This window comes from uncultured Allobaculum sp., from assembly GCF_948576815.1.
Classification (GTDB): Bacteria; Bacillota_I; Bacilli_A; order Erysipelotrichales; family Erysipelotrichaceae; genus Allobaculum; species Allobaculum fili.
In genome coordinates, this window is the sequence record NZ_CAPAEZ010000092.1 from 1 (window position 1) to 8,057 (window position 8,057).

General features: G+C 52.6%; 8 protein-coding genes. 7 read left to right on the forward strand and 1 reads right to left on the reverse strand.

What is annotated here, in order from left to right:
• Window positions 1–332 precede the first annotated feature (332 nt).
• The 4 genes from Q2J39_RS09940 to dapD all read left to right on the forward strand — a co-directional run bounded on the left by Q2J39_RS09940 (window position 333) and on the right by dapD (window position 3,223).
• Window positions 333–554, forward strand: coding sequence for a hypothetical protein (locus Q2J39_RS09940; protein WP_230267282.1), 222 nt, complete (start codon window positions 333–335; stop codon window positions 552–554).
• Between the two features lie 391 nt (window positions 555–945).
• Window positions 946–1,833: a 4-hydroxy-tetrahydrodipicolinate synthase gene (gene dapA / locus Q2J39_RS09945; protein WP_288340504.1), complete on the forward strand. Its 888-nt coding sequence runs from the start codon at window positions 946–948 to the stop codon at window positions 1,831–1,833.
• Window positions 1,830–2,543 carry a 4-hydroxy-tetrahydrodipicolinate reductase gene (gene dapB, locus Q2J39_RS09950; RefSeq protein WP_288340506.1) on the forward strand — a complete coding sequence of 238 codons (714 nt, stop codon included), beginning with the start codon at window positions 1,830–1,832 and terminating at the stop codon, window positions 2,541–2,543. The genes dapA and dapB overlap by 4 nt, the downstream gene beginning before the upstream one ends.
• The gene (dapD, locus tag Q2J39_RS09955; protein ID WP_288340508.1) at window positions 2,540–3,223 is read left to right on the forward strand and encodes a 2,3,4,5-tetrahydropyridine-2,6-dicarboxylate N-acetyltransferase; all 684 of its coding nucleotides are present in this window, start codon (window positions 2,540–2,542) and stop codon (window positions 3,221–3,223) included. Before dapB ends, dapD begins: the two co-directional genes overlap by 4 nt.
• A gap of 264 nt (window positions 3,224–3,487) precedes the next feature.
• Here the strand turns inward: dapD and recQ are convergent, their stop codons facing one another.
• On the reverse strand, window positions 3,488–5,410 hold the full coding sequence (gene recQ / locus Q2J39_RS09960; protein WP_288340511.1) for a DNA helicase RecQ: 1,923 nt from the start codon (window positions 5,408–5,410) through the stop codon (window positions 3,488–3,490).
• Window positions 5,411–5,614: 204 nt separating this feature from the next.
• Here recQ and Q2J39_RS09965 point away from each other — a divergent pair, with 204 nt between their 5' ends.
• The 3 genes from Q2J39_RS09965 (at window position 5,615) to Q2J39_RS09975 (ending at window position 7,907) form a co-directional block, all read left to right on the forward strand.
• Window positions 5,615–7,075: a DUF1846 domain-containing protein gene (locus Q2J39_RS09965; protein ID WP_288340513.1), complete on the forward strand. Its 1,461-nt coding sequence runs from the start codon at window positions 5,615–5,617 to the stop codon at window positions 7,073–7,075.
• A gap of 225 nt (window positions 7,076–7,300) precedes the next feature.
• A complete protein-coding gene (locus Q2J39_RS09970) occupies window positions 7,301–7,585 on the forward strand; it encodes a hypothetical protein (protein WP_288340515.1) in 285 nt (94 codons plus the stop codon).
• Window positions 7,563–7,907, forward strand: a complete 345-nt coding sequence (locus Q2J39_RS09975; protein WP_288340517.1) for a hypothetical protein — start codon at window positions 7,563–7,565, stop codon at window positions 7,905–7,907. The genes Q2J39_RS09970 and Q2J39_RS09975 overlap by 23 nt, the downstream gene beginning before the upstream one ends.
• Window positions 7,908–8,057 lie beyond the last annotated feature (150 nt).

Genomic DNA, 8,057 nt, shown 5'->3' on the forward strand with positions numbered 1-8,057 from the left:
CGAAACCAACGATCGCGTTAGATCGTTATGTTAGAAGACTGATGTTTGTTTTTGAAAGACCCATTTTCTGCAAGCTAAGAAATATCAAGCCCCCGAAAGATAAAGGAAAATTCAGTATCTTTCGGGGGCTTTCTCTGCAGTTCAGAAGAAAAATTCAGAGGCGGTATTTGCTTTTTCCATTCTGGCGTCTTTTTTTTATCTACCCGTATTTTATCTACCCGTATTCGCTGTCCGTTTATAACGGTGCGGGAGAGACTGTTTTTGAACTATGTCTGGGCGCCATCATTATTTGCGCGGCGCTGACAGGTTTTACAAAGTGGAAAAAGTGCAGAATGCTTCGCGCAGATGGGGTGCGTGCAGGCAATGGGATTCTGGCCCATCCGACCAATGAGGCGGTCGAACAGCTCACAAAACGGATCGAGAAAAATGGACTTTTCGCGCTTCCGGTCGACTGGAATACGATTCGACTGATCTGGGCTTTTGTGTACGCCAGTCCGGAAGTAAGCGAAGAGCGAAAAAATGCCCTTCTGGAGCAGCTGCATCGAAGAGACTGAAGGCCGGTTCTGGAGGAGCGTAAGAGGAAAAAGACATTTTTCATCCTATTTTCAGAAATCTCTTTCGCATTTACAAAACGGTTTCAAAAAAGGTCTATTGTAAGGACCATAGATAGAGGTCGCAGATCTGACCGTTTCTGTTCGAGCCGGCGGGCGTCTGAGAACAGAAAAGAGCACATCTGCCGAACTGAAAGGCGGGCACGCCTTAAGGTGGGCTGTTTCGAGAAGATCGGACAGACTGTCTGCATACTTATGCAGGAGAGCTATCGGGCGGTCATAGGCATGTACCGGCGGAGAACTCTTCGCCGTTTTTTCATGGAGGAAAGACGGCACAGTGTAAGAATTCTGTTCGATGCATGACTGGAGTCGGCCCCGACACAAGGAGAACGTTATGTTAAAAAAACTGCCGGAAGGATCCATTGTTGCTCTCATCACACCGTTTTCGGAAAACGGAAATGTAAATTTTGACAAGCTCAGAGAACTGATTGAATGGCATATCGCGCATAAAACCGATGGCATTCTCATTCTGGGCACCACAGGCGAATCCAGTACGATGACACACTGGGAAGACGACGATGTCGTTCGCGTCGCCATCGAACAGGCGGACGGCCGCATTCCGATTATTGTCGGCGCCGGAAGCAACGACTCCCATACGCAGCTGGAAAAATCGCTGAAATACGAACGCATGGGTGCGGATGCGCTTCTGCTCATTTCGCCCTACTACAATAAGGCCAACCGTCAGGGGCTGATCGACCACTTCAAGCTGAGTGCGGACAACGTCAACATTCCGATCATCCTCTATAACATTCCCGGCCGTACCGGCGTGAACATTCCGGTCGATGTCGTGGAAGAGCTCTCGCACCATCCGATGATTCAGGGCATTAAGGAAGCCAGCGGCAGCCTGTCCTACGCGATGAACATCGCGAAATTCGTCGGTGAAGATTTCAAGATGTATTCGGGAAACGACGACATCATCGTGCCAATGCTGTCGCTGGGCGCTTCGGGCGTCATCAGCGTTCTCGCGGATATTTTGCCGGAAGAAACGCACGATCTGGTCCGGGCGTTCCTGGATGGCGATGTGAAAAAATCCCTGGATCTGCAGCTGCGCTATCTTGATCTGATCCACAAGCTCTTTATTGAAGTCAATCCGATTCCGGTAAAGGAAGCTATGAACCTGATGGGCATGGGTGTCGGTGGATACCGTCTGCCGCTTTGCCCGATGGACGAAAAGAACCGCGAAGCGCTCGCCGCAAGCATGAAAGAGGCGGGTCTGTTATGAAAATCGCCGTTATCGGACAGGGACGCATGGGCTCCCTGCTAAAAGAAGAAGCCAAGCGCCGCGGTCATGACGTCGTCATGGGCGATTGCCTGGATCCGGATCGCGTACTGGCGGCCAGGGAGGATCTCGATCTGATCATCGATTTTTCCCATCCGAACAATCTGGATTTCATTCTGGAACAGGCCGCAAATCCCAGTACCGCTCTGGTTCTGGGAACGACCGGCTATACAGACGAACAGCTTGAGCGCATTGAAGACGAAGCGCAAACACGTCCGGTCTTCTTTTCGTCCAACTATTCGCTGGGTGTAGCCGTCCTCAAGGATCTGGCTGCGCGTGCAGCCGCTATTCTGGACTCGTGGGATAAGGAAATCGTTGAACTCCATCACAGCCAGAAAGCCGACGCGCCCAGCGGAACGGCGCTGTCTTTACTGGAAGCCATCGATCCGCAAAACGAATACGAACATGTCTTTGGCCGGCATGGAAAACCGGGTCCGCGCAAGAAGGAAATCGGCATTCACGCGCTGCGCGGCGGAAGCGCCGCCGGCGATCATGAAATTCTGTTTCTGGGCGATCAGGAAACAATTCGAATTTCCCACAGCGCGCAAAACCGTCAGATCTTTGTCAACGGCGCACTCGATGCCGCCGAATTCATGGAAAACAAACCAGCTGGTCTGTATTCGATGAAAGAGCTGATCGGAGACCGCTCATGAACGCGCAGGAAATTATTGAACGCATCGCGACTGCGGAAAAGAAATCCCCGGTCCGCGTCTACTACAAAGCCGCCAGAGAAATCGATTTTCCCGGCTGCCGTACGTTTGGAAACATCGTTTTTGGCGAATGGAAAACGATCGCGCCGATTTTGGAGGCCCATGCCGAAGAGCTGGAAGACTGCGTCGTGGAATTTGACCGGCGCAATTCGGCGATCCCGCTGCTGGACTTCAAGGAAATCGACGCGCGCATTGAACCGGGCGCGCTGATCCGCGAAGGGGTAACGATCGAAAAAAACGCCGTTATTATGATGGGTGCCATCCTGAACATTGGCGCAATCGTCGGTGAAGGAACGATGATCGACATGGGCGCCATTCTGGGCGGGCGTGCGACCGTCGGCGCGCACTGTCATATCGGTGCCGGTGCCGTTCTTGCCGGTGTAATTGAACCGGCAAGCGCCGTTCCGGTTGTCGTGGAAGACAACGTTTTGATCGGGGCCAACGCGGTCGTGATCGAAGGCGTACGCATCGGACACGATGCGGTTGTTGCCGCCGGGGCGATCGTCATTGAAGATGTCCCGCCGTATGCGGTCGTTGCCGGCTGCCCGGCTCGAATCATCAAGCAGAAAGATGAAAAGGCCGCCGCAAAAACAGCTCTGGTCGACGCCCTGCGCACTTTATAGCGATAGCGCTTTAGATTTAGAGGACGTTTGCGGAATAGAGAGCGTTTTGTCGCAGGCAAATCTTCCGTCATGTGACCTGGCTGCGTGAATTGGAAAAATCCCAGATCTTCAAATAAAAACCAGTAAGATTACGAAATAAGATTACGAAAACAAAAAGAAAACGAAGCGGCTTCGAAAGAGCGAACGACTTGGATGTCTGTCCCCGGCTTTCGAGAGCGCTTCGTTTTTTCTGTTCTTTGCTTTTTCGTTTCCTGCTTTTTGGGATCAGTTGTCGGTGTCCGTTCCGGTTTCGCCCGCGTCTTTGGAAAGGAAGTCCTGAATGACGCCGAGGAAGGCTTTTCCATACCGTTCGAACTTGATCTGGCCGACCCCGTTGATGGCCATGAATTCGTCTTCGGAAAGGGGCATTTCGCGTGCCATCGCCATGAGCGTGGCGTCCGAGAAAATGATATACGGCGGAAGACCGCGGGCCTTGGCTAGATCCAGTCGCTTCTGTCGGAGCCGGTCAAAGAGAGCGGTATCGAACGCGTCGGCAGAATCGCCAGGGGAAGAGAGGGAAGAGGCAATTGAACGCGAAGTATTCGAAAGTGCGGACCGGCTGGCGGAACGGTTTGTGCCCGTCCGCGAGCCTTCCGGCAGGGAGTGCCGTTTGGGACGGCGCATCGTAATCAGTGTGCCCTTTTTTAAATCTTCGCGGAGTTTACGGCTGCCGTAAATGACCTGCCAGCGATCGGATGAGCGCTGCAGATAGCCTTTCATGATCAGACTTTCGAGAAGCGAGGCAATCTGCTCTTTCGACAGATTTTTCAGACTGCCGTAGCCTTCGACGTGATCGAGATACGCTTCCCGGATTTTTTTCGTACTGGCGCCGGCAAGAAAATCGCGTACGGTATTGAGACCGTAGGCGCGGGGCATCGCGTCGATCGCCTTGGAAATTTTCGCCGCTTCCTGGGAAATGTCTTCGTCTTCCCATTCGCCTTTGCAGTTGGAACAGTTGTCGCACGTGCCCGCCGACGTTTCGCCAAAATAGGCGAGAATGGTCGCGCGCAGGCAGGCGGTCGTCTTGCAGTAGTCGACCATCTGGTTCAGACGGTGCAGATCGCGCAGCTCCTGATCGGGATTGTCTTCGTTGGAGCGTTCAATCAGAAACTTGCTGACCATGATGTCGGCCGGCGCGAACAGTAAAATGCATTCCGCCGGAGCGCCGTCGCGTCCGGCACGGCCCGCTTCCTGATAGTAGTTTTCAAGCGACTGGGGCAGGGAATAGTGAATGACAAAGCGCACGTTCGACTTGTTGATGCCCATGCCAAACGCGGAGGTCGCCGCAATGAGCGGAACCCTGTCAAACTGGAAATCGTCCTGGTTGCGGGAGCGTTCCGTATCATCGAGTCCGGCATGATAGCGGGTGCATGGGAAGCCGGCTTCGCAGAGCGCCTGCGCGACTTCTTCGGTTTCCTTGCGTGTCTGGCAGTAGATGATGCCGCTCTGGCCGGTATGCTCCTCAAGATAATCCTGGATGGCTTTCATCTTGTCGCGGGGCTGCTGCACTTCAAAATACAGGTTTGGCCGGTCAAAACCGGTGACGAGAAGTTTTGGATCCTTCAGATTTAACATGTGAAGGATATCGTCCTTGACCGGTCCGGTGGCTGTGGCGGTAAACGCCGCGAGAATCGGGCGTTTCGGCAGCTTCTGCGCGAATTCGGCAATGTCGAGATAGCTGGGACGGAAGTTCTGGCCCCACTGCGACACGCAGTGCGCTTCATCGACCGCGATCATGGAAATGTTCATCGACTGCGCAAAGTTTAAAAAGGCGGGCGTTAACAGACGTTCCGGTGCCACATAAATGATTTTGTAGCGGCCCTGCGAAGCGAAATAGAGGGCTTTGCGATACTGGCCGGAATTGAGCGAGCTGTTCAGAAACGCGGCGGGAATGCCGGCCTGGTTCAGCGCGGCAACCTGGTCTTTCATCAGCGAGATCAGCGGCGAAATGACCAGCGTGATTCCCGGAAGAAAAACCGCCGGGATCTGGTAGCACACCGACTTGCCTGCGCCGGTCGGCATAATGCCCAGCACATCGCGGCCGTCTAAGAGCGCGCAGATCAGATCAATCTGTCCCGGACGGAATTCGTCATAGCCATAATATTTTTTCAGCGCCTTATGAATCGGCGGATAGGTACGGTTGTTCATGGTCTTCCGATATTGTGACAACGAAAGATGAACCTTTCAAGTCCGGCCCCGGAAGCCTGCCGTCGACAGACGGCTTCGGCTTTACACGAGGCGAAAAAAAGGGCAGATTCAAGCGGATGGACGCAGGAAAGGGCACACAGACTTTCCAGAAAATCAGCACTCTTTTCTTGTGCTACAATCAAGCAGAAAACGGGAGGCGAAAACATGAAACAGGGTTTTGATAATAATGAATATTTGAAAATTCAGTCCGATCAGATTCGAAAGCGGATTGATTCTTTTGGAGGCAAGCTGTACCTCGAATTCGGAGGAAAGCTTTTTGATGATTTTCACGCGAGCCGCGTTCTGCCGGGATTCCAGCCGGATTCCAAGCTGCAGATGCTGCTGGAATTAAAGGATGAAGCCGAAGTGGTCATCGCCATTTCCGCCAAGGATATTGAAGCGGCGAAAATCCGTGAGGACCTGCAGATTTCCTACGATCAGGACGTTCTTCGTCTGATTGAAGAGTTCCAGAAAGCCGGCCTTTTTGTCAGCTCGGTCGTAATTACCCAGTATTCCGGACAGAAGAGTGCCCAGAAACTGAAACGCCAGCTGCACAAGAAAAACATCAAGGTGTACTACCACTATGTAATTGAAGGCTATCCAACGGATACCCGCCACATTATTTCCAAGGACGGTTTTGGCAAGAACGACTACATCGAAACCGAGCGTCAGCTCGTTGTCGTTACGGCGCCAGGTCCCGGTTCGGGAAAAATGGCAACATGTCTTTCCCAGCTTTACCATGAAAACCAGCGCGGCATCAAAGCGGGCTACGCCAAGTTTGAAACGTTCCCGGTATGGTCGCTGCCGCTGAATCATCCGGTCAATGAAGCGTATGAAGCGGCGACTGCCGATCTCGATGACAAGAACATGATCGACCCGTTCCATTTCGAGGCGTACTGCAAAGTCGCCATCAACTACAACCGCGACATTGAAATTTTCCCGGTTCTCAAAAAGATGTTTGAAGAAATTTACGGCTCGTCTCCTTACAATTCCCCGACGGATATGGGCGTCAACATGGTCGGTTTCTGCATTTACGATGACCAGGCCGTGCGCGAAGCCGCTATTCAGGAAATTGTCCGCCGCTATTTTGCAAGCCGCACCCGCTTCCTGCTCGACGAATGCGGTCAGGATGAACTGCAGCGTCAGGAAATGCTTCTGCAGAAATGCCAGATCACGCCGGAAGACCGCAAATGCGTCAAAGCCGCCCGTGACCGTGCTGCCGTTCGTAAAGTGCCCTGCGGCGCTCTGGAGCTGGATGACGGCACAATGATCGGCTCAGCCAATAACGATTTCATGGGTCCGTCCGCCGGTCTGGTGATGAACGCCATTAAGAAACTGGCCGGTATTGAAGATTCCCACCTGCTCATTGAACCGGAAGCCTTCCGCCCAATCCAGAATCTCAAAACCGAATACATGGGTTCCATCAACCCGCGCCTTCACACGTTTGAAACGCTGATCGCCCTCTCGCTCTCGGCTCAGAACAATCCGGAAGCCGCCATGGCGCTCGAACAGCTGCCCAAGCTGCGCGGAACCCAGGCGCACATCTGCGGCGATCTGGCTGATACGGATCTGAACACCTACAATTCGCTGGGCATTCAGGTTACCTACGAACCGCAGAAGCGCTAGAACCATCCCGATATTTCTGAATCGATTTCGATCGGTTCTCCGATTTTACACACACTCAAGCCGATCCGTCCCTGCGCCGGACCGGCTTTGTCTTTGGCCTCTGGTTGAATCGGGTAAAAGGCTTAGTTAAAATGAAAACAGAATCCGGACGTTTTCAGCGAATTTGAGCACCTGTATGATCGGCTGATGCGTTTCGTCCACGAGAAAAAGAAAGAGAGAAAGAAAATGGCTAAGAAAGTATCTCTGACCGCAGCCAATGCGGTTCGCAATATTCTGAAAAATAAGGAAGATTTCAAGGCGGAGCTTCGCTCTGAAGAAAAAGACGGCGAAAGAACCGTCTACGTCTTCGACGTCTTTTATGGAGACGCGATCGGTACGTTTACCATCGCCAGAGAAAACGATGAAATTTCGGTAGCGGTTCTGAACTTCTCCATGGGCAAGATTTTCTCCAAAGTCAACGACACCAATATTGAAAAGCTGGCCGCCTATGTCCTCGACACCGCGCTTTAATCTCACGCTGCGCGCCGTCGTCTCCACACGCGATGAAGAGCTGGCGCAGAGTGTCATCGCTCGTCTCAGGGAAGACGTTCCGCAGCTTAGCTGCTCGCCGTTTCGTGAAGAAACGTCGCTTGAAAACTGTCTGGAGTTCATGGGCAGTGCCGAAGTCACATCAGAACAGAAAGAGCGCATTCTTGCGCGCTGGGATAACGACTGGGACAGCGAAGAAGAGCGAAACGGTACCGAAAATCACTGGGCGTACGCCTTCAATACGAAAATGTTCGATCCGCTTCTTTACTATCTCGAACTGGAGCTTCGCCCGCTTCACAAATAAAGCAATATCTCTTTAACCAAAAAACTGGATGGCCTCTGCATACGCTGCAGAACCATCCAGTTTTTGATTTTTAGATAGGCCTGAGAAACCGTCTTTGGTAAGCGTCAAATAAAAGACGGGTATTTTCTCGACCGCCTCCTTGGGATAATT

Coding starts and splice junctions, on each gene's coding strand:
- Q2J39_RS09940 (WP_230267282.1), top strand. CDS start 333: ATGCTTCGCGCAGATGGGGTGCGTGCAGGCAATGGGATTCTGGCCCAT.
- dapA (WP_288340504.1), top strand. CDS start 946: ATGTTAAAAAAACTGCCGGAAGGATCCATTGTTGCTCTCATCACACCG.
- dapB (WP_288340506.1), top strand. CDS start 1,830: ATGAAAATCGCCGTTATCGGACAGGGACGCATGGGCTCCCTGCTAAAA.
- dapD (WP_288340508.1), top strand. CDS start 2,540: ATGAACGCGCAGGAAATTATTGAACGCATCGCGACTGCGGAAAAGAAA.
- recQ (WP_288340511.1), bottom strand. CDS start 5,410: ATGAACAACCGTACCTATCCGCCGATTCATAAGGCGCTGAAAAAATAT.
- Q2J39_RS09965 (WP_288340513.1), top strand. CDS start 5,615: ATGAAACAGGGTTTTGATAATAATGAATATTTGAAAATTCAGTCCGAT.
- Q2J39_RS09970 (WP_288340515.1), top strand. CDS start 7,301: ATGGCTAAGAAAGTATCTCTGACCGCAGCCAATGCGGTTCGCAATATT.
- Q2J39_RS09975 (WP_288340517.1), top strand. CDS start 7,563: ATGTCCTCGACACCGCGCTTTAATCTCACGCTGCGCGCCGTCGTCTCC.